The sequence below is a fragment of the Bacillus cereus group sp. BfR-BA-01382 genome (genome assembly GCF_022663475.1).
GTDB classification, from domain to species: domain Bacteria; phylum Bacillota; class Bacilli; order Bacillales; family Bacillaceae_G; genus Bacillus_A; species Bacillus_A thuringiensis_S.
In genome coordinates, this window is the sequence record NZ_JAKUFQ010000093.1 from 1 (window position 1) to 22,177 (window position 22,177).

Consider the following 22,177-nt stretch of genomic DNA (forward strand, 5'->3'; position numbering starts at 1 on the left):
GTAACGAAAGTTACTATCACACACTGAGGGTTTCATGAACGTTATAAAAACGGTCATGAAACCCTCATGAAACCCTCATGAAACCCTCATGAAACCCTCATGAAACCCTCATGAAACCCTCATGAAACCCTCAGAAAATATTTTTAACCCTACTAACAATTTTTTGTATAGGATGTATTTAATATGAGAATACTATTTATGTGAAACTGTGACCTCTTAACAATATTGCGATCTATTTAATATATGAGATTACTGTTTTATCCTGTTTTTCATAATTTCGTCAAGCATGGGACGATAGTTTACAATTGCAATGAGTTTTCTGCAACCAACATCCTATCTTAAGAATTCATAAAAAGCAATATCTACAATTATATGATAACAAGCCAAGCATTTTGGCTTACGTCAATTGGCATACACCTACCAAGTTCACATTTTTGAGGAAATAGTTCTTTGTTAGAGATTGATAAAATTTATGCAATAATTTTGAGAATGCTACTTTTAAGCAACTATGCTTTTAAATGATGTTACCAAATCGAAGACGTTATAAATTTAAATTATTGATCCTAACTATAATCTATAAAGGTTAAGTGAATATTTTAAGGTATCGGGATTCTTGGAGAATCTAAACGTTATCAAAGTGTTATTTTAGTGTTTATTTTCACGTGAACGCTATCCGTTATTTTACCGACTAACCCCTTAACTACAACGTTAAGAGTTATTTAAAGAGCATTATACCTAACAGATGTATGAATAAATAAAATATATCTATAAATAAATTAGCATTCTATATATCATTTAATTTTTATAATATAATATATTGTTTTATAACTGGTACTAAATGTTATAAAAACAATTTCAACTAAATGAAGTAAAAATATATCGTATTAAATTCTTTAAACAGGGATCAACTTGCAAGAAGCAAAGCATAATCTTCAAAGGGCGTATTTCAAGAAATCCCCTAATTTTAGCCGTGTTATAGATGTTCATGAGAGTTTCATTCTTATAACACACATTATGATAAAGGTATTAACACAAGTTTAAATCATAAGAACGAAGTATTTTATTTATAAAGTATATGAATTATGAGAATAGCCACCTAACAAATAAGAAATGGAGTGTCTTTTTATTTAGTAATCTTGCGCCTCAAACAGCCTGTAAGGATGTTTGGAGACGCAAGATGTTTAATACTGTAGGAATAAAAAAATGAACGCTTACGAAACGTTAATTTAACGATTTGTAAAACGTGAACGCTATGCGTTCACAAGGAATTCGGTACATTAATATTATACGTTTAGATATATTTATATCTAAACGTATAATGTGGCTTTAGGATAGATATGTCTTATTTAACAGTGTTGATAACGCGTATAAATTAGTAATAATGAACGCTACGATGGTATGGTGCTTTTTTATTATTACAAATCTTAAGATCTATCCTAAGTTAATGTTAAGCTTAATATAACAAATACAATCTGATAAATTTATTAAAGTAGGCTGGAGATATATGAAGTATCTTTGGAATCCATAAGGCAGGACAAAGAGATAAGTAGTTGTGATTATGCTAAAATCTTTTTTAACTTAAGTGTTATTGATTGTTTTTTATGTGAACACTACCCGTTTTTTTGGCGTTTACCTCTTTAATATCAAGATCCTGAGTTGTTTAAAGGATACAATTTATGCTAAAGCAATATATAAAAATCTGATAGGGTGTATCAATTAATAGTCCATAATAAAGCTGTATGTTTCTATGTTGTACTAATTAATGAACGTTATAATAACGACCCTGACTATGCTATATATGTCATAAAGTATTTTAAGCAAGTGGTATGAAATAAAGTAGTTGCTAAATTAAAAATAGTTGATGTTAGTAGACTATGTTCGAAGTATGATTACGGAAATATAGACATTAATTGGCGTGTTCTTCCCGTGGTACATATCTTATTAGCAAAGTTTTAAATTATAAGAGCGATAAGAATCGTCTAAAAGGCCTAGGAGCTATGTGATAGCGGCCTAACAAATTAAAGAATGGAAAATTTTCTGTGTTTAGTGTTTTGAACTTGAAACGATTTGTAAGGATATTAGATGGCAAGTATTTTAATACAATAAAAAAACGATATGAGCGCTTACAAAACGTTAATTTAACGTTTTGTAAATAATGAACGCATAGCGTTCATTAGAGATTCAGTGCATAAATAAAGTAGTTTTCCTTTAAGGACGACATAATGTAACTTTAGAAGTAAAGATATGGCCTTTAATAATAGCGTTTATAACGCATAGGATTTAATAATAATGAATGCTGTGATTGGTGACATTTATATGAAAAAATTTAGTCTAGCAAAATGAATTAAAGAAGACTAGAAAAAGCATGGAGTTTCCTATACAGGTTTATTATGGGGTTAAGAAATTAGAGAATTTGTCAATCTTCCCTAAAAATTGACAAAGTAAACACTTAACTAATTTTAGGAAATAGGATTAACATGTTTTTATTAGCGATATAGAGAGTTTTTGGAATCCATAAGAAAGATCCAATAAGATATGTTAAGAAAAATATATTGGACAACTGAGTACTTAGTATCCTTGAGGTAATGGATACCTAAGTACAGAAGCCAAACGGTTTCTAATTCAGTAGGCTATCCAGATAGTTCTTACGTTTAGCTTCATTTCTAAGATTGAGCGCTGTGTTACGATCTCTATCATGACGTGTGCCACAATAAGGATAATCTTACTCACGAATGTTGAGATTTTTAGCATCTATGTTTTTATAGTTGCAATTGGAACATAATTGACTAGAAGCAAATGTTTTAGATATTACAACTAATTGTTCACTACACCACTTTACTTTATATTTCAACATTGTTTGAAATTGTGACCAAGACATGTCACTAATCGCTTTTACAAGCTTTCTATTTTTGAGCATACCACTGAATTATAAGTATTCTTTACCAATGACATGATGCTTTTTGATGATTTTAGTAGAAAGTTTATGTAATTAATCAACCCTTATAATAGCATCATGTATCACAGGCTATTTATTCTAGTTAGGATTAGTAACACAAGTTGTAAAAAACTACATATTCGTGTTGTAAAGATGAGCAAAAAAAAACGGTAGCTACCGCTTTTTTTTGTTCAATTAGATATATTTGATAAAAAACGTATATCTGATTTAATTTAAATTAAATAAACGTTGAATGAACGTTTTTTTGGTGTTATCTTGCTGTTCTTGGCGATCTTCATTTAATAGTTCAATTGCTTTATCCAGTTTTTCTTGTAATAACTGAATCTGTAGATCTTTGTCTTCTTTTTCTGAGCGTTCCTGTAATAACAATTTAATGATATCTTGGTTTTGTTGTACAATTTTATCTTGTTGCTCAAGCATGTGAGAAAATTTTTCTTGAATCATCAAAATATCAGTTTCTGAACGTTTTCTGAGCGTTACTTGAACTTCATTTTCCTCATGAACGCTATCCGTTTTCTGAGCGTTCTCTTCAGTATTTTCCATGCTTTCCATGCTTCTTGTTGCAGCTTCTTCTAGTTTCCAGTTTTGATTTAAGTATTCTTTCATTTGCTTTAAGATATCTATATCATTCTCATAGTAAATTCGTTGATTACGCTCATTTCTTTCAAATATATATTCCATTTTTTCTAGTTCAATTGACCATCTGCGAAGTGTATTGGTGTTTATATCTAGTTGTTTTGCTACTTCTTGTGCAAAATATCCATATTCCAAACTTCACACCTCCATTATTTGTATGTTAGATATTGATTCGTTCTTGAAAAGATCTTTCCTTTAAGAGTAGAAATTTTTATAGGCAGCCATCTAATCATTTGTACTCATATCAGTTTGTTTGTATACATACTTATATATTAAGTCAGTCTATACATCTAGCGTTCATTATTGAAAGTGAACAAGTATTTATACAACATTAATGTACATAGGAAACTATTTTAAAACTAACTATTAATATTAGAAGTTTGTTGCTGATATAAGAATTTTACTAGATATTTGCAATAGAATCAAAGCTTTCATTAATAGAATTAGCAATTAAGTACGATTTTTATAGTACATATGCCTAAAAAGCAAATAAAAAGCTTTTTTTATGTGAACGCTATGCGTTAAAGTAGCGTTTTATTGTTGTATAGAATCTTGCATAGGTGTTGTTTGAATTTTTAAAAGATGCTGATATTATTTGTTGGGTTTTGAATCTCGAACAGGGTTATTTTTACAAGTAAAAGTAATGAGGATATTGGGAGATGAAATATATTAATTAAATATTAAATAATTATAGCTAAAAAAATTTAATTTGAAGTTTTATTTGTATTAGTATGGACCAGATTTCTGAATAATATACATCATAAATTTGATATGAAATGTAGATGTGTATGTGTATAGGAAGATGAAAAGGGGGGCAATAGATCTATCTAGACGTTTATTAATTTTACTAGTAATTAGGGTGAAGGATTTCAAGAGTCGTTAAGAGTAATAAAACAGATGTTAGAACAAAATGTAGATTGTACAATAGTTGAAGAGGGGGACAAAGACGCTTGTATAATGAAATCAGTTGTTAAGACAGTGCGTGAAATAAGCTATTATACCTTTTAAAGAGTGAAATCAATGAGTACGAAGATTTTAAAGAACATAGATAATTTAGAAAAAATTAATTCAATATTATTGATTAATTTTGATGAATAACAAAAGACCACTGTATTGACATAACTAATAGAATCATATTTTAATCGATTGTTTAAAATATGAATTATGCCAAATTATATAAAAAATTAGGGAATCTTTTAGAAAATATGCTAAGCCTCCCTAAAAAGTTACAAATAGATGCAAAGTACTATATTTAATAAATCTTGTTTTAGAAATTAAAATAAATAAAAACATTAGAATTAATATTTGGGCCATAATAGTTATTGTATCAAGGTATTGGAGATTTTTGCTTAGTAAATTTCTAAGTAAATAGTTTAGTAAATAATAATTGAATATACTGGATTCATAAGGTTTAAATTTTATAGTTGAATTAAAAAGAAAAAATTATAGTACATAGAAAATATATATGATTTATGAATTATTTTATTGAAGACCAATAAGGTTATAAAGAACTATAGGAAGACATTACAAATAGCCTTGCTGTATATGTTTTTTTTCAGCAAGGCTATTTGTAATTGGATTTTTTTGATTTTAATCGTGTTCTTCTAAAAAATTATAGAAAACAAATGTATGACTATTAGTTGTATCTAAGAGTGAGCTTGTATTTTGTGCATTACGCTTTCTACGTTCTTGCTTCTGTTTAGATTTTTGATTAAACATTTTTATGAAATGTGCAGGATTACTGTTTTCAGCTTTATTAAACTGGAACCATTGCACACATTCTTCAAAATCCCATCTTGTGTAGCGATCAATATCTGGTGGCAATCTTAAAGCAATTGTATACGCATCATTTTCAGATAGGTATGTTAGCTCTTGACTCAAAATGTAGTAATACGCTCTTTTCTGATCTTCACTCAAATAATCATTTAAGTCTTGTAATCTATTATTTTTTCCTTGTTTCTCATGATTGACAGCAGGTTTTGATTGCTCTTCAATGCCGAAAAAATCTAAGGAAGGTGAAGGTTTAAAATTGTTTTTTTGCATAAATTCAAGATCTGTTACATCAGACTTTTTACTAATTTTGTTCTTTAAAAATCTAGTAAAAGTAGCACAAACATCAATTGCTACAGCCCATTTTATCTTGAAATATTCAACAATCTTTAAATAGTTATTATGTATTGTTAAGATGTAAACAGAGGGGGCGATCTTTCCATGCCGTCTTACCTTTATTTGTTGGCATACTCCTAAATCTTGCAGCCAATTAAAAACGTAATTAATAATAGGTTTTGAAATTCCAGATTTTTTGCTGATGTGTTCTTGTCTAACTTGACTATATCCTTCTTGTACTAAATAAGATAAAACAGTCTCTAAAGCTTCGTATTTCCTTTTGGTAAGATAATCTTTTGTGGTAGCACCTTCACACTCTAGGACAATACTATCAATATAAGAAGTTATTTTCTTGATTTCTTGATTGATAGATCCAGGAGTTTTAGATAAGTGATGAATGTGGGGACTTAGTTCCGCTTTTGCTCGACTAAGCAAAAAGTTTCGCAACAACACTGAAAAAACCTCCTATTTTTCCCACCGCAAATAAAAAGGAAAAACAACGGTTTTATATTCACAATGTATATGCATTATGATATAATTTTAATATCAAGTATGATACTAAAGAGAAACACATATATTTATAGTGTGAATTAAAACCCTATCTTAGAAGTTTTAAATTGGTTCCGGTCGCCAAACTAGAAGCCAATTTGAAACTGGGCGGTGGGGTTTTATTTTTTTGTTTTCAAAAAACTTTCGTTCATAGGTAATTTATTTTTATTTTACAATTGTATGTACATAATATCAACACTCTAAGTTCATATTTGAAGAATAGGTGCAAAAATTGAAGTATTTCACATTTGTTTTCAATTAAATATCAGAATATTCACTCAATAATTGAGCAAGAAAAATTTTCTAGGTACTGTGGTATAATTTTCTTACTTATATGTACGTTTCTGAATATTCGTGAAAAAGACGAGGTGAAAATACATGAAGAAGTTATCTAGGGAATTTGATAATTATTTATCTTCTAAAAACAAAACATATACTGATCTCGCAAGAGAAATTGGAGTTGCTAAATCTACTATCTCTAATTGGATTAATAGGGATAAAGAGATATCCGTATATACATTTGCAAAAATTTCCTATGTCATATTTGCAAATGATAAAGATAAACAAGAACAAAAAATAATAGATTATTTAGGTACTTTAGAGGATAGGTTAAACATAAATGTTAAAGTTGCATTTGCCATTGCTCATTTGAACGATCACGTATTATTAATTGAATATCTCGCTGGAATATGTAAAGAGAGCAAGGATGTAGAATTGAAACGATTTGCAGATATATTTAATTTATATATTGATCGTTTGAAAGGTAAAAATGTCAGAGAAGTGTACTTGAATATCCAAAAAGCTAGAAATTCTAATGTGGATGTAGAAATTTTTTGTGATATACTCAGTATGTTAATTCTTTGTGATTTAGGGGATTTTGGATTAATGCAAGGTTATAAGGAAAGAATCGAGAAGAATATTAGAGATGATAAATTAGTAACTAATATTTTCTTAAAGAGTTTATACGGATTTTGGGTTAAAGAACTTTGGAGTTATTCAATATTAAGAAAAAATAACTCTCTACAATTTGTAATAGAAAATGGTGAATTAAGAACATATAAGGATATTGGATTCTTCCCTGTTATGGAAGCTTTGTTGAACATTAGGAGTGGAGAAAACTATATGTTTTCTGACTATAAAAAATCTTTATATTTCTTTCGAGAAGCGTTAAATGTATTGAAAGGCGCGAAAGGGAGTTTAAAATACAATATAGCTCTAAATGATATTAACTTCATTAGAATCTTTTGGTGGAAAGATTTAAATAAAATTGATTTCGATAGATTACACCCAGCTGAATACGCTTTGTTTTTAATTAAAAAGGGGAAAAATCAACAAGCAATAAATATACTTGAAGAAATTAGATCAAAAAGAAAAATGTTAACACCACTTCAAACTTGTTACTTGGGAATGGCTAAACAAGATATACATTTAATTAAACAGTCTATTGATATGTTTAAAGTAAATAATGATTTTTTGTATGTAAAATTTGCTGAAGTAATATATGATGAATATGCAGAAAATATAATTTAGTTGTCAAGGGATGGTGAAAAAATGGTGAAAAAGTTATATGTATCAATAGTAGCCGCTATACTGTTATTAACCTTAGTGAATAGTTCACTAGGTAAAATGGAAACACAACAGTACTCCCAAAAAGCTAAAAGTTCTGGGAATCAGTATATGGTATATAGAATGATGGTCGATCCCGGTGGTGGTGGATAATTTTTCTGTATTTTATTTAAAATATATATTTTTACAAAAGACATCGTTTTGAACGGTGTCTTTTGTGATTTTATAAACTGTTTTATAAATCCTTAGACGGGGAATTGTGAAAAAATTGTGTTGTTTTTCACAATATAAAAGCAAAAAAGGGAGGGGCAACAATGGGAAGAATGGGATTAAGCGTAAATGAATTATTAGAGATTGTGAAAACAATTGATTTACAAACTTTTAGTGAAATTTTGGAGTTATGTGCGAGCTATGAACAAGAGGAATAGGAGATTACCTATTCCTCTTGTTCAACTTGCGCTTTTAATTGACTAGCATATTTTAACAATTCCTCTTCAATACGAGGTTTATGTTTATCTGGTACACTCATGTATCGTTCATAGAGTAATCTGGCTAAACGCTCAACTGGATCTTCACCTTTAATACTTTTTAAGAGGTCTTCATCCGGAATTTCTTTTTTTAATAAAGAAGACACACTGACATTTAAATAAGTAGCAATTTCTTCTAATTTATTTAAGCGTGGTGTTTTTTCTCCAGTTTCCCAACTAGATACAGTTCTATATGTAGTATTTAAATCTTCAGCCATTTCTTTCCGACTTACTCCTTTTATAGCCCTTAATTTTTTTATATTTTTCCCCACAATATTTTTATCGATTGTCATTTTATTTATCACTCCAATTTTATAATTTTGCATAGTAACATAAGATTTCAAAAAAAGACTTTAACACCAAAAGTGTATAAAATGAGAACTTAAGGTGTTGACTTTAGGCTCAAAGACTAATAAACTGTATATAGGGGGTGAGACACTTGACGATTTTAAGAGAATTTCGTGAATCAAAGGGTTATACAATTAATGAGGTTTCAAAAGGTTCTAAAATTCCAGTAAGTACTTTGTATGATATTGAGTCGGGTAGAAAGGGTTTAATTTCTAGTCGGGCAAAAAGTATATCGGATTTTTTGGGAGAACCAGTCGAAAAGCTTTTTTTGGCAACATATTATCGAGCAAAGTTGAAATGAATCATTTTCACGAAAAATAATTATACATTTATATTGTAAATGAACAATCTATAAAAGGTACAATTTTATAATTATTTTTTAAAATATAATTTCGGAATTCAATAAACATACAGTGAAGAATTAGAAGGAATCGACACCGCCCACACCACATCCACAAAAAACGGAGTAAATAGAAGCACCGTAACCACAGGTACCGACCAACCACAAGTAATCGGAAAACCTGTCATTCCACAAATAGAGAAATCACAACAGATTGTTATGAAACCACAACTAGAACAAACGCCAAAGAAAATTGAAACGTATCTTCCGACAACAGGCGGTAAAGCCGAAAATCCATACATAAAATGGATTGGTCTTGCATGTGCCGTACTTGGCTTAATAGGAGCTGTATTTGCAGTAAGAAACCGTAAGAAAGCTCAATCTTAGTATGAAAGAATATGAAGCTCATTTTAGAGAAATTGATGAAAATCCGTTAGGCTTTGCTATTGGATGTCGAAATGCATGTATATTCGTAATTCCCATTTGGACAGTTGTTCTTTGGATAGGGAGCAAGATATAAGAAACCGAGAGGGAGATGGAATGAAATATCAGAAATCTACGTCGGTAAAATGAAAAATTTAGGGAAACCTGGGGAAGGCGTTATGCGGCGCAAGAGTGCTTGGTTGTCTGAAGAATTGATGCAAGCAATTTCAATCGCTCAAACTGTAATTAAACCATTAAAACAACATGATTATTGGATAGAGTCCGCTACGAAATTATTAGCAGGAAGTATTTTATATTTGGATCAACGGCATAAAAACTTATACTACCTAGATGTGAAGAAAGTTATTCAGTTCATGGAAAAAATCTATGAGAGCGAAGCGAACTTGGTAGAAGTAGTGGATTCGCTCGAGAATGAGCATCCAGCTTATCATATCTTCCATGAGATAGGTCTTTATTCAAAAGAAACAAGGGATGCGTTAACTATCACTTTGCTATACATTCTTGAAAAACATCAACGTGAAAAGCAAGGGGAACAAAAAGAGTATTTTGGGTTTCAGTAGTAGTCAGAAGAGGGAAATGAAATAGGAAGGAGTGCAATACATGTTAGGCGTAGCTAAGAAGTATACAAAGGTGATTAGAACGTTGAAAGAACTGAATGAAGGGGAAAAGGTTGCAGGTGTCATAAAAGCTCGTTTTGGAGCTTATAAAACGGTCATAGAAGGTGTGAAGAAAACAACAGATGATTTTATTTTCATTTTTGATCCGAAAGGCATCTTTTATGAAGATACCCATCAAGAAAAACGAAAACAAGGATATCACATCATTAAACATGATTTACTAACTGGTTATGAAACACTACAAATGGATCTAAAACAAAAATCCGTTGTGTACATCAGTGTAGAAACGGAAACGAGTACGTATCAAGAGAGAGGGGAAGCATTATCAAATATTCTTCAATATCTAACAGAATGCAAGAATATAAGACCGATTCACCTGGTATTTCATCAATATGATTTGTACCCAATCCCTCATATGGAGCAGTTTTTGAAAGAAAGCGCAACATACCACATTCAGCATTCAATCGTAGTTGAATCTCAATCCGCATTACAGCACATATACGGAAAAGAGGCAGCACAACGCATCATAACCTCGTATAACACAACAATCCTAGCATGATCTAAAGCACTCGTTCACTATTTCATCCTATCTAGATGGCTAGAAAACTAGACAAGGGAGAAGCGTTTTTCTCCCTTCTTTATCAAAAATAGGAGGCGTTCATATGGGAAAAGAAAAAAGACTCACATTTTATGATATTGCGGCATCACAAGCTCATAGTGTTAAAACTTTTGATGGAAAAACATACGAACTGAAAGGCACGATCGCAATTGAAAATAGCACAGGAAGCATTGAAAAGGTGGCTCAAATTTATTATCAAGTGCGCTCGGTTAGAGATGAACATCAAAACTTAATTGCTAAACGAAAAAATAAACATGCGGAATTAGTAGCTGTCAAACAAAAATGCAAATAAAAAAAGCGATTTTGAAGTGTGCTGAGAACATAGCACAAAGTAAGTTGCTCTTTGACAATTTAGATATATATTGCGTATCTTTTCCTTTCAGTATTGATGTAAAAGGATGATATACGGCTTTCAATATATATGCGTGCCTCCCTTCGAAAGGTCACTAGAGGGGTTAGGTATACGATTATCGTTGGGTGAGTAAGATCGTAAAACTCATCTGTGACCACTGGGAAATGCAGTGTATCAAAGACCTGTTTGTGTCAGTACTCGTGAGGAATATCCCATTTTGACATTCTGAAGAAGCGAGGAACATCACAACAGTAGATACATAAGGTTCTACGTTCACGCCAAAATACGTAGTGCGGTATTGGGCATATAGAAGCTAGGTCGGGATTAGTCTCTATACGCATGCCAATACAGGGTTCGTCATTCCAGCCATAAATGATATTTCCATTTTCTATCCCACTTTCCTTTAAATGTTATAAAATAAAGACAGATGTTGAAGTTAAAATGTGTCTCATCACACTTCAAAATCGCTTATAAAAATATGACATAGGGAGGAACATGCATGAGTCGTAAAGGGTGGATCATTTCCGCTATTGTTGGACTGTTAATTGCAATTGGTATTGGTTCAACATTTGTCTTTAGTTCGGGAAAAGGGGAAGTAATGGAACTTAGTCCGTTAGAAATGAAAAAGTTCATGAGTGAGGATGGCACAGGTTTTGTAATATTAAATAATGATAAGAAAACAAGAGCAGATATACTTTTTAAAGTCGAAAAATTAGCAAAGAAAAACAATATATTGGTTAGGGAATTATTCGGAGGTAGAGAGGATGTTCCAAGAACAAGTAATCAACATGACTTCGGCTTGTCACAAAAACGTGATACTCTAGCTTACTATGAAAAAGGAGAGTTGAAGAAATCAATAAAGTTTGAAGAAATTAAACCATCTGATTTTGAAAAAGAAGTTACCTACTTTATTCAAAATTGCAAAGAACAATATCAGAAGTAATCACATAATCATTGAAAGACCTGTGGTGTGATGTCAAGTAGGTATTTTATCGCTCAAACCATTAAAGCTAGTATTACAGCTTAAAAAAGGCAATAGGAAACTAGACCATTAATTGATTGTAAATTAATGGAATTAGGGAGGGGAGGAAATGTTGCTAGATATCATCTATCAACGCCCCTTCCTGGCGCGTAAATTTGGTTATTGCGTAGTAGCGCATCAACCAAACGCACAAATTTTCTTGCAGTTAAGACGAGGGCACGTTTGTGCTTATGTTTAGGAACTTCTGCAGACTTTTTCGTATAGTAATCACGATATTCAGGTACATGACGTCTTACAGAGTTGGCGGCTTCAACTAGGTAATAACGTAAGTACGGATTTCCTGATTTTGTTAAGGATGTATTTTCTGCAGTAAAGCGACCAGACTGGTATTTTTTCCAGAAGAGGCCTGCATATTTTGCGATACGTGTTTCGTCGGCAAAGCGGTCAATTTGACCAATCTCAGCGACAATACCTGCCGCGAATACAGGACCTACACCGGGAATACTTTCAAGGGTCTGCGGTAACGTTGACATCAAGCTTTCTATACCTTTCTCAATCTCTTTAATTTGAGCTTGATAGGTGCGCATAATTTGAATAGAAGTACTTAGTAAGAGATCAATAGAATCTTCTACGACCTTGCTTAATCTATACGAACCTTTAACAGCTTTTTGGATGGATTTTGCAACGTCTTCTGGATTACCAAAACGTTTTTTTCCCTTTTCCTGAAGGAAAAGGACGAGCTCTTGTAAAGGCATTTGAGCTAGTTCTTCTAAACTAAATCGTTCTAAAAATAATTCCATCATAGCGTTTCCGAATACAGAGGATTCAACGTCTTGAGTAAATTGGCTGCATTTCAATCCTAGGTGTTGAAGAAAATGTTGTTTTTCTTTCGTTAAGGCATGTACGAGTTGATAGCGAGAACGAGTTAATTGTTGTAAGGCCATATACTGTTCTTCTTTTACAATAGACATTGTATGGCGACCAAAACGAACGTAGTCTGCAATGACAAATGCATCTAGGGCATCTGTTTTATCCATTTCCGGATAGCTTTTTTTAAAATTAGAAATTTGTTTTGGATTAATCATAAATACCTGAGAACCGTAGGTTCTAAGTTCCTTGTCATTATGAAGGAACATGGCTGGATGATAACTGTAAATGGATGTAGACTCTAATCCAATCTTAATGATTTTACAATTGGATTTAGAAGCTGTGTCTAGAATTTTTTTCTTTAAAATCAAAGCACCGGGTAAATCATTTGTAATAGTGAACGATTGTAAACAATCCCCTTCACCATTTAAAAAACAAATTTTTGCATCTTGAGAGCTCACATCTAAACCTACAAATAATTTCATGAGAAAACTCCTCCTTTCTTTTAGAATCACTGGAAACTGCCTTGGACGTCTGGGGATATCCCTAGTGTGATCGCTGACCAACATCCTCGTGTATAAGAACTTATTCTTACTCCAAAAGCCGCCCTAGCGCTACTAACAGCTAGGTTTGAAGTAAGGAGAACAGCCTGTGAGTAGGAAGCATAAAGCGAACACTGGGAAACAGTCTTTCCTTGTAGTTATATCTACAGGTGGTGAAGGAATTGTCCCAAATGATCCTTACTTTCATTATCTAGGAATATCCTCGGACGTCCAAGAGAATATAGATTAAATATGTCCGACAAAAAGTAGTTAAACATAATATACGAGGTGGTGATATAGTGGCGATTACACAGAGGGAATTAAAAAAAGAAAAAGATATGGTAGCAAACCTATTAAGAGCCAATGGTCAGGATTATAACCATTGGCTTCATTTACATCATCAGAAATACATTGAAGAAAATCAAGATTTAGTAATGAAAGCTTTACAAGCTTATAAGGCAACATCAACAGAAGTAAAAGAAGACAGCAAGGCGAATGAATCAAGTCAGCTTAGTAACGTATAAGCACTTAAAAATGAAAAGGGAGTGAATGTATATGTCAATGTTGGAAACATTATCTCAAATGTTAGTATTAGGTGATGCGATGGACGGTCTAATTAATACAGGGAATTCATTTATTGCATGGATGCAAAGAGGGGCAATGGTTAGTACAGCGATTGTCTTTTGCTGGGGCGCTTATCTACTAATTTGGGGCGGTGAACGAGGAAGACATAAATGTATATGGTGGTTTCTTGGTGGGGCAGCCGGACTCGTTATTGTAATGGGATGCCAATACTTAGCAGAGAGCGTAAATAGCAATGTGAAATTTGGTCAAATCTTATTCCCGTTTTTCTGGATGAAATAGTGAAAACATATAATTAAGGCAATAAGGGAGCTATGCAAAGGGTATGGCTTTTTTTGTTGCCTTTTTTTCATGGAATTTTAGTTTTATTAAGCAATCGGGGTGTTAATTATGAGATTACCATGTGTATTGGAGAGCGTTTCTGTTATTGGTAATATACAACCGATTATGACAGTACCAACAACAGAAGGGCTGTTAAGAGCTTTAATATTCTTCATCGTTATTTGGGTATTGATTTCTGTTTTTTGTATCTATCATAAGTACGCAACCAATAAAGCTGAAAATAATAGTTCAAAAGATTAATCGAAGTAAATTTAAATCAAACGGAAGAAAGGAGAAGCCATGTTTGTCATTTTTAAGAGTAGCAATGGAACTGAAATTGAGTCGGGTAAGCAATATTCGTTTCATGAAGCTTATATCTTAACGAAGCGATTAGAACGAGTTTATAGAGAGGCAGGGCGGCAAGAACATATTGATTTCGATTTGTTAGATGGTCATTCTAATGAAATTTATAACGGTACGTTATCACTTGGTTCGAGATATGCAGATCACATTTTTGATCACATTTCTAAAAAAATGAATGTGATGCAATTAGATCCGGAACAAGAGGAACAAAAAAAGGAGCTGTTAGACACGTTAGAAAGGGAAATCAATGATTCTCCTTTTCATGAAGAATATGAATATCAAGAAGAATCATCAGAAAAGAAGGAAGAACCCTCTTATAGTCCATCGGATCAAGTAAAAACACAAATAAAGCCTGGAAAGGAAAATAGAAAAGGATTCAAGATTATTGCGAGTGTCATAGGAAGCGTGGTGTTAATTGGAGCTGGTGCCATATTTGCCTTTAAGTTATTCTCTTCCGAACCAGTTTCGAGTGCAAATGCTGGCTCGGAACAATATGTAGTAAAAGGATTGCAACAGGCAGCCATTCAGCAGTATGGAGAAGCCGTTAAATACTTCGATAAGGTCAATTACACAGAATTAGATAAAGATAGTCAGAAGGCAGTTTTATTTACTTATTTATTAAACGGAAAGGCAAATAAAGCATTACAATATGAGCCGAAATTTGCAGAAAGTGTGGTTGCTTATTTTATTGGGATAGACAACATGAATAAAATCAATGAAATTGATGTCAAAAATGATGTGATCGACTTTGAAAAGGCAGCACTTAATAAGAAATATGAGGAGGTAATTAAGCTTAAGGGTAAAGTCAATATGGACGGTAGACGTGAAAAACTCATCGTTGAAGCTTTTGTACATCTAAAAAAATATGAAGATTGTTATTCCTTTGCTAAAACGCAAGGAAATAAAAATGTAATGAAAGAGGTCAAAGAATTAGAGAAACGAGATATTCAACAATCTACGATAAGTGAAGAAGAAAAGAAAGCTAAGATTGAAAAAATTGATAAAGATCTACAGAACATCTAAGGGGGAGAGAATAACATGCCTTTAAATTATGAGAATCTGTACAAAAAAATGGGAATTGTTTTTCTTGGTGGTTCATTGATATTAAGTACGACAGGTTGCAGTTGGTTTGGAAGTAAGGAATCATCAAAAAGTAAATCAGCTATTACAAAAAAAGTAGATAAGAATAAGCCGGAGGAAAAGAAAGAAGATCTGAACAAACAAGATTTCGAAGCAATTACAGAGAATGCAATTCAAAGTAAGGATAATGAAGTTGCTTATGTACTCGAAGAGCTGGATAAATCAAAAATTAATTTTAAAGAAAAATCTATTGTAAGTAATCTTCAAAATGGGGATGACACCACTTCTCGTGTTCTAGCACTCTTTGATAAAGAAACAACAGATAAAACACTTCAAGATACAACAAAAGATAATGTGATTGCAGCTATTACGGATAATAAGCCACAAGTCACCGTGAATGGAGATCACTTTGCATTCGGCGATCAAAATATTGATTCTTCAGTAGCGAGTATAGGAGATATTCTTCCACCGGAGAAGAAACCAGATGCAATTGTGAACCTACCAATTATAACGGAGGGTGAGAATGGTAATACGGAAAGTACAGGGACAGAAAAACCAAAACCATCAATAGAGCCGGAGAAACCAACAAATCCAGAGAAGCCAACAGAGCCGGAGAAACCAACAAATCCAGAGAAACCGACAGAGCCGGAAAAACCAACAAATCCAGAGAAGCCAACAGAGCCGGAGAAACCAACAGAACCAGAGAAACCAACAGAACCAGAGAAACCAACAGAACCAGAGAAACCAACAGAACCAGAAAAACCAACAGAACCAGAGAAACCAACAGAACCGGAAAAGCCAACGAAACCAGAGAAACCAACAGAGCCGGAAAAGCCAACAAATCCAGAGAAGCCAGTTCTGAAACAAAATGAAAAGATGGTAGCGAGTAAATAAAGAAAAATGATTAGAAATAATAAAGTCTTTTAAAAACAAGGTCTAAAACCTTTGATACCACGATTAATTGGAACTAAAATAAAAAATAAAGTTATTCAAAAAGGAGGATTTACAATGAAAATTCCGTTTAATACCCATACTATTTATGTTACTTTGGATGATGATAAAATTTATGAATTAAAGAGTGATTATACAAAAGTTGAAGTCTCGAAAATTCAAAATCCTAGTAGAGAAAAACCTGTAATGGTGCTTTATAAAAGCCAATTTGACTGTGCAAAAGGTTATTTATTAAATAAAGAAAATCCTTTCAAAATTGATAAAGAAGATGCAAAAAATTATCATCAGATTGGCTTCATAAGTGTCGAGGAATTAAACGACTTTATTATTTTTTAAAGAACTTTATTATTTGTCTACAAAAAAATCAACTGATATTGCCAAAAAGGTACTCATAAAAAGAGTACCTTTTTAATTTGAAAGGGGGCATATAGATGTTTGTTAATAGTACAAATTTAGTGCAAATTTCAAGTCTAGATAAAAGTTTAATGGTGGTAGGTCGAGTGGGAACAGGGAAAACGAGGGAATTGAAGAAAATGGCTTTAAGTTTATCAAAAGTTTTAGTGTTAGATCCACTGAGGGAATACGAAGACGAAACATTCGGGAAGCAAACAGAGGGTAATGTGACTTTACAACACTTGGATTGTGAATCGAATGAGGGGTATGGGAATTTTAAAATTACAGAAGATGTGATAAATATAGCTAAACAATATGAATACGTAATTGTAGATGAAACCAATTATTTATGTCAGGAAGATTTTATATACTTTCTCCAACAAATGAAGGATTCCGATATAAAAGTAGTAGCCAGTTTTCAACAAATGCCATCAGATGCCCAAATTACTAAGAAATTTGGATATATCATATCTTTAGATGTAACGAATGATTTCGATAAGATAACAGAGTATGAAAAATATAATTATGATTCGGGATTTGGCTTGAAAAAGTAATACATGTGGCAAGATTGAACAGAGGTGATGCTTGGATATGTATAGTGAAAAGATACCAATCAAATATAAGTTAGCTGAAAAAAAGGTACTCATTCCATTGAGTGCTTTTTTGTTTGTTGGAATGTTTTTAATCGCTAATTTTTTACTCAATCTATCTTTAGAGCTGATAGAAACAATATTTAGTGATTTATTACATCCAAAACCATTTCATATTGGGGTAGGATTTCTTTTTCAGATGCCAATTGCAGAGCATCCGATTTACTACATGCTTGTTTTCCTTGTAGTAATTGGAACCATTGCAAGAACGGTATACAAACTAAATTCTTCTTTTAAAGATTTAAATAATCATCAGAAAGGGTCTAGTCGCTTTACAGAAGTTGAAGAGTTGAAAAAACAGTACCGAGCTGTACCAGATCGAGAGGAATCATTTAAAGGTGGCGGTGGCGTTGTTATCTCCCGGCTAGGTGACAAGGTATTTATTGATGATAGTCCGGTAAACAATTTAATTATCGGTACAACACGCTCTGGTAAAGGGGAAACCTTTGTATTTCCTACAATTGATGTCTATTCTAGAGCGGAACATAAGCCTTCATTAATAATTAATGATCCAAAAGGGGAAATTTTTAGCGCATCCAAAGAAACTTTGGAAAAACGAGGGTATCATATCGAAGTCTTGAATTTGTTAAACCCACTTGATTCTATGAGTTATAACTTATTACAAATGGTAAAAGATGCCTATAAAGATGGAGACTATTCAACAGCGCAAGCATTATGTAAAACACTTTCACACACTTTGTATTACAACCCAACTGTAAAAGATCCTTTTTGGCAACAGTGCGCTATGAGTTTGTGTAACGCCATGATATTAGCAGTTACAGATAAGTGTATTGCAGAAGGTACAGAAGAAAAAATCACAATGTATGCAGTTGCAAATATGTTATCAGAACTTGGTTCAAAAGAGGTAATCGTAGATCCAGAAGCAGATCCACAAAATGCATTAGATTTATATTTTGAAGGTCTACCAGCGGATAGTGTTGCAAAAATGCAATATGCAACCTCAAACTTCTCAAAAGGAACGACACGAGGCGGGATTTTCACCCAAACAATGAACGGACTTTCTATTTTTACATTTGATGAAATCGCTAAAATGACCGCAAAAAATAGTGTGGATTTAAAACGTGTCGGTTTTGGAAAAACGATAAAAGGAAAAGTAACACCTAGAAAACGAGTAGAAATTGTATTTCCAGACGGCTCAAAGGAGTCTATTAAAGCGGATATTAAAGGACGTTTTGCATTAGATTTCAAGAAAGTAATAAAAGTCGGAGATACCATTCAATGTAATGAAAAGGACAATAAGAAAAAGAAAGCATCCATTTCCATTACGAAAATAGATGAAAAGACGGGTCATACAGAATTTAAAGTAATAGAAGAAAATGAAGATATACAAGTAATAACAGTGGATTATTTCGATAAACCAATTGCTATTTTTATGATTACACCTGATTATGATACCTCAAATCATGTTATTGCTTCTATTTTCGTAAGACAGCTCTATTTCATATTAGCTAAGGGTGCATCCCTTGCGAGAGGTAACAAGTGTCATCGTGAAGTAGTTTTTTTACTTGATGAATTTGGCAACATGCCGAGTATAGAGGGAATGGCAACGTTAGCAACGGTTTGTTTGGGAAGGAATATCCGTTTTAATCTTATCGTTCAAGCATATTCACAACTGAAAAATAAATATGGTGAAGATGCAGATACCATTGATGGAAACTGTGGGAACACCATCTACATTCTAACAAACGATCAAGAAACAGCCGAAAAAGTGTCCAAAAAGCTGGGGAATAAAACAATTAATCTACCTTCCCGAAGTGGAAAAGGTCTTTCTACTGATAAAAATAAAACCGAAGGTCTAGATCAACGCCCATTGTTAACAGCAAATGAACTAATGAGTTTTAAAGAAGGAGAAAGTGCCGTTATTCGTGTCATAAAACGTCAAGATAATAATCGAAAGCGTATCAGACCACGTCCAATTTATAATACCGGAGAAACAGCTTTAAAATATAGATGGGAGTACTTAGGTGTAGAGTTCGATACAGATAAATCTATTTTAGATATAGATATTGATTCCTTACATGATGATGTAGAACCGAAAGAACTAATTGTAGATTTTCTAGGAGAAAGAAAAGCAAAACAAATTGAGAAAGAACCATCAGAGTCAGAACAGGAAGATTTGTCATCAGTAGAGAAACCGCAGCCAGTAGAAGAACCAACAATGATGGGAATTGATGAAGAGATTCCGGAAGAGGCATTTCAGCAGGAAGATAGCCCTTTTGATTCCCTCTCCATTGAAAATTGGAAGGAAAAAACGGTTAATGAATTTTTTGAATCTGATTTAGCGGTTTTGAAACTGGTTGATAAGTTCTTTTTAGCGCAATTAGGCAAGTCATTAGATGAAGTTGAAAATCAAGAAATGGGCGAGTTTTACAGTGAATTTCAAATGTTAGCTCACAATGACCACATCGACAAAAGTGTGTATCAAGCAGTCGAAAACAAGATTAATCGAATCTTGCGTGATTTAGAAGAAAAAGAACAAGTAACAAGTTAGAAAGCACTCAAATAATTGAGTGCTTTTTTGAATCCAAACATAAAGGAGGAAGTGGGAATGTGTGTACCGACAATAACGGATAAAATGCAATTGATTTTAGATAGTTACTCGTCATTTGTAACAGAAGAAAATGAGGTTATTCTTGGTCTAGAAGATGCGGTTCTTTTCCTTTCAGTAGATCGGGAACAAAAAGGGAAATTGATTATTCGTATTGACAGACTAAATGAGAGAGTGAATTGGACAGCAAAAGAAGTATTAGGGCAATAGCAAGCATGAGAGGAGGGTAAATAGTGAAAGATGAAGAGATTTTAAAGGTTTTAGAATCGTTCTCGGATTATCTTCAAGTAGGAGACATCGTGAATTATATATTGCGTTGGCTAGGATGGTTCCTAATTGTAGGTTTATCTTTAGTTGTAGATGCTTTAGAAGGTGTGACAGATGCCATACTGGGGATTAAAGGATTCTTTAATTCACCGGAAATCCAAAATTTTGTTGATATGTTATATCCATTGTTTGTCGTTCTTTTAGCCATTTCGTTTTTATATATTGGCTACATGTTTATTATGAATAAACAAATGAATCGTTCTCAAATTATCATCAATATTTTCATAACATTGAGTGTACTTTGTTTATTAAGTACTGGTATGACAAAGGTCGATAAGTTTACCGATGATGCCATAGCGGTTGTGAAATCTGAACAAAAGGGTTCTTTAAGTGATGAAATTATTAAGAAGAATATAACGGATGTTGCAGTAATAGATCAAAACGGATGGAAAAAGAAAGAAGATATGAATCCGAAAAATAATATTCCGGAAAAAAGCATTAGACAAATTGATATTACTGAAAAGATAGATAAAGATTTTGAATTTGCGAAGGATAAGGAATTATCTGAGGGTGGTCAAGATATTCTTAAGTATAAAAGGGTAATGGATGGGATGGGAGTCGCATCTTTAGCTGAATTAAAAGATGGATGGTTTGATTTCTTTCCAGAAAAGTATTACCGCTGGCATTGGAATTTTTGGAACATATTCTTTACTTTACTGATAACAGGATTAACTTTGTTGTTAGTAAGTATTAAGTTAGCTAGATTATTTTATGAATTGGCATTTAACTATTTGTTAGCGAACATATTAGCACCAGCCGATGTTGCAAATGGTCAAAAGTTAAAAGCTGTATTATCTAATATCCTCAATATATTTATAGCAACGATCATGATATTCCTATCTTTGAAGCTATACCTAATAGGAACAGCTTTTCTCCATGACAAGTTAAATGGTGTACCGTATCTGATTGCATTAGCGGCATTTAGTATGGCAGTACTAGATGGACCGTCAGTCGTAGAAAGGTTATTTGGTATAGATATTGGGTTAAAAAGCAGTTGGGGCATGTTAGTAGGTGGTTTCGCACTTGGTAAAGGAATTGGCAGTCTCGCAAATTCAAAACCAATGAAGAGTCTCGGGAATATGATTGGAAAAGGAGCGAAAGGTGCAGCAGAAGGAACGGGTGTTGCAGCAGCTAAAACAGCAAGTGCGGCAGCGATGGCAACAGGTGGCGTGGCAGGGCTTATAAGTGGTTTGAAAAAAGGGAATGAGTCTGAAAATAAAGAGTCCTTGCAAGATCAAATGAAAAAAGCGGATCAGAAAAAAGCAAATGGTAATGATTTAGCAAAAAATGAAAAAGAAAAAGGTAAATTAAATAAGGAAAAAGATAAAAAGAATGGTGGTACGCCATCTATTCAAGAAGACATGAAAAAAGGAGGGAACGAAAACCCAGGGGGAGCGAATGGGCAAGAATCGGGAACAACAAGTCTTCAAGATGAAATGAAAGAAGCTGGAAAATCAAATGGAACAAGTGAAGGAAGTCAAACACCAGGA

The 22,177-nt window shown here is 32.8% G+C and carries 21 protein-coding genes and 2 pseudogenes; 18 read left to right on the plus strand and 5 right to left on the minus strand.

Annotated elements, in window-relative coordinates; genetic code table 11:
- Positions 1-2,617 precede the first annotated feature (2,617 nt).
- The 3 genes and pseudogenes from MR160_RS26200 to MR160_RS26210 form a co-directional block, all read right to left on the minus strand.
- Positions 2,618-2,989: pseudogene (locus MR160_RS26200) on the minus strand (RNA-guided endonuclease TnpB family protein); the annotation flags it as partial.
- Positions 2,990-3,163: 174 nt separating this feature from the next.
- Complete coding sequence (locus MR160_RS26205) at positions 3,164-3,727, minus strand: MerR family transcriptional regulator (protein WP_000455692.1); 564 nt, start codon at positions 3,725-3,727, stop codon at positions 3,164-3,166.
- A gap of 1,455 nt (positions 3,728-5,182) precedes the next feature.
- The gene (locus MR160_RS26210) at positions 5,183-6,151 is read right to left on the minus strand and encodes a Replicase RepFR55 (RefSeq protein WP_242298440.1); all 969 of its coding nucleotides are present in this window, start codon (positions 6,149-6,151) and stop codon (positions 5,183-5,185) included.
- A gap of 474 nt (positions 6,152-6,625) precedes the next feature.
- Here MR160_RS26210 and MR160_RS26215 point away from each other — a divergent pair, with 474 nt between their 5' ends.
- Positions 6,626-7,777: an AimR family lysis-lysogeny pheromone receptor gene (locus MR160_RS26215; protein ID WP_227900867.1), complete on the plus strand. Its 1,152-nt coding sequence runs from the start codon at positions 6,626-6,628 to the stop codon at positions 7,775-7,777.
- A 472-nt stretch (positions 7,778-8,249) separates the two neighbouring features.
- Here the strand turns inward: MR160_RS26215 and MR160_RS26220 are convergent, their stop codons facing one another.
- Entirely contained in the window at positions 8,250-8,633 is a 384-nt protein-coding gene (locus tag MR160_RS26220) for a helix-turn-helix domain-containing protein (RefSeq protein WP_000151002.1), read from the minus strand.
- Between the two features lie 146 nt (positions 8,634-8,779).
- Between MR160_RS26220 and MR160_RS26225 the strand changes: the two genes are divergently transcribed.
- From MR160_RS26225 to MR160_RS26250, 6 genes and pseudogenes are all read left to right on the plus strand, one after another.
- Positions 8,780-8,989: a helix-turn-helix domain-containing protein gene (locus MR160_RS26225; RefSeq protein WP_071714091.1), complete on the plus strand. Its 210-nt coding sequence runs from the start codon at positions 8,780-8,782 to the stop codon at positions 8,987-8,989.
- A 103-nt stretch (positions 8,990-9,092) separates the two neighbouring features.
- Positions 9,093-9,415: pseudogene (locus MR160_RS26230) on the plus strand (LPXTG cell wall anchor domain-containing protein); the annotation flags it as partial.
- Between the two features lie 158 nt (positions 9,416-9,573).
- Complete coding sequence (locus tag MR160_RS26235; RefSeq protein ID WP_242298457.1) at positions 9,574-10,032, plus strand: type IV secretory system conjugative DNA transfer family protein; 459 nt, start codon at positions 9,574-9,576, stop codon at positions 10,030-10,032.
- A 40-nt stretch (positions 10,033-10,072) separates the two neighbouring features.
- Positions 10,073-10,648, plus strand: a complete 576-nt coding sequence (locus MR160_RS26240) for a type IV secretory system conjugative DNA transfer family protein (RefSeq protein WP_242298442.1) — start codon at positions 10,073-10,075, stop codon at positions 10,646-10,648.
- 103 nt (positions 10,649-10,751) lie between these two features.
- Positions 10,752-11,000 (plus strand): hypothetical protein, encoded by a 249-nt coding sequence (locus MR160_RS26245; protein ID WP_000514061.1) that lies wholly within the window; start codon positions 10,752-10,754, stop codon positions 10,998-11,000.
- Positions 11,001-11,559: 559 nt separating this feature from the next.
- Positions 11,560-12,003: a hypothetical protein gene (locus tag MR160_RS26250; protein WP_242298445.1), complete on the plus strand. Its 444-nt coding sequence runs from the start codon at positions 11,560-11,562 to the stop codon at positions 12,001-12,003.
- A gap of 161 nt (positions 12,004-12,164) precedes the next feature.
- Here the strand turns inward: MR160_RS26250 and MR160_RS26255 are convergent, their stop codons facing one another.
- Entirely contained in the window at positions 12,165-13,394 is a 1,230-nt protein-coding gene (locus MR160_RS26255) for an IS110 family RNA-guided transposase (RefSeq protein WP_242298447.1), read from the minus strand.
- Between the two features lie 166 nt (positions 13,395-13,560).
- Between MR160_RS26255 and MR160_RS26260 the strand changes: the two genes are divergently transcribed.
- The 11 genes from MR160_RS26260 to MR160_RS26310 all read left to right on the plus strand — a co-directional run.
- Positions 13,561-13,701: a hypothetical protein gene (locus MR160_RS26260; RefSeq protein WP_014990590.1), complete on the plus strand. Its 141-nt coding sequence runs from the start codon at positions 13,561-13,563 to the stop codon at positions 13,699-13,701.
- A 49-nt stretch (positions 13,702-13,750) separates the two neighbouring features.
- Complete coding sequence (locus MR160_RS26265; RefSeq protein WP_001018798.1) at positions 13,751-13,975, plus strand: hypothetical protein; 225 nt, start codon at positions 13,751-13,753, stop codon at positions 13,973-13,975.
- A 31-nt stretch (positions 13,976-14,006) separates the two neighbouring features.
- Positions 14,007-14,315 carry a hypothetical protein gene (locus MR160_RS26270; protein WP_000062187.1) on the plus strand — a complete coding sequence of 103 codons (309 nt, stop codon included), beginning with the start codon at positions 14,007-14,009 and terminating at the stop codon, positions 14,313-14,315.
- A gap of 108 nt (positions 14,316-14,423) precedes the next feature.
- Positions 14,424-14,615 carry a hypothetical protein gene (locus tag MR160_RS26275; RefSeq protein WP_242298448.1) on the plus strand — a complete coding sequence of 64 codons (192 nt, stop codon included), beginning with the start codon at positions 14,424-14,426 and terminating at the stop codon, positions 14,613-14,615.
- A 39-nt stretch (positions 14,616-14,654) separates the two neighbouring features.
- A complete protein-coding gene (locus MR160_RS26280) occupies positions 14,655-15,740 on the plus strand; it encodes a hypothetical protein (protein ID WP_242298450.1) in 1,086 nt (361 codons plus the stop codon).
- Between the two features lie 15 nt (positions 15,741-15,755).
- Complete coding sequence (locus MR160_RS26285; protein ID WP_242298451.1) at positions 15,756-16,691, plus strand: hypothetical protein; 936 nt, start codon at positions 15,756-15,758, stop codon at positions 16,689-16,691.
- A gap of 114 nt (positions 16,692-16,805) precedes the next feature.
- Entirely contained in the window at positions 16,806-17,084 is a 279-nt protein-coding gene (locus MR160_RS26290) for a hypothetical protein (RefSeq protein WP_097982062.1), read from the plus strand.
- A 95-nt stretch (positions 17,085-17,179) separates the two neighbouring features.
- On the plus strand, positions 17,180-17,695 hold the full coding sequence (locus MR160_RS26295) for a hypothetical protein (protein ID WP_242298453.1): 516 nt from the start codon (positions 17,180-17,182) through the stop codon (positions 17,693-17,695).
- 37 nt (positions 17,696-17,732) lie between these two features.
- The gene (locus tag MR160_RS26300) at positions 17,733-20,303 is read left to right on the plus strand and encodes a VirD4-like conjugal transfer protein, CD1115 family (protein ID WP_242298455.1); all 2,571 of its coding nucleotides are present in this window, start codon (positions 17,733-17,735) and stop codon (positions 20,301-20,303) included.
- A gap of 57 nt (positions 20,304-20,360) precedes the next feature.
- The gene (locus MR160_RS26305; protein ID WP_088266088.1) at positions 20,361-20,570 is read left to right on the plus strand and encodes a hypothetical protein; all 210 of its coding nucleotides are present in this window, start codon (positions 20,361-20,363) and stop codon (positions 20,568-20,570) included.
- Between the two features lie 23 nt (positions 20,571-20,593).
- On the plus strand, positions 20,594-22,177 hold a 1,584-nt coding region (locus MR160_RS26310), incomplete at its 3' end, for a pLS20_p028 family conjugation system transmembrane protein (protein ID WP_242298456.1).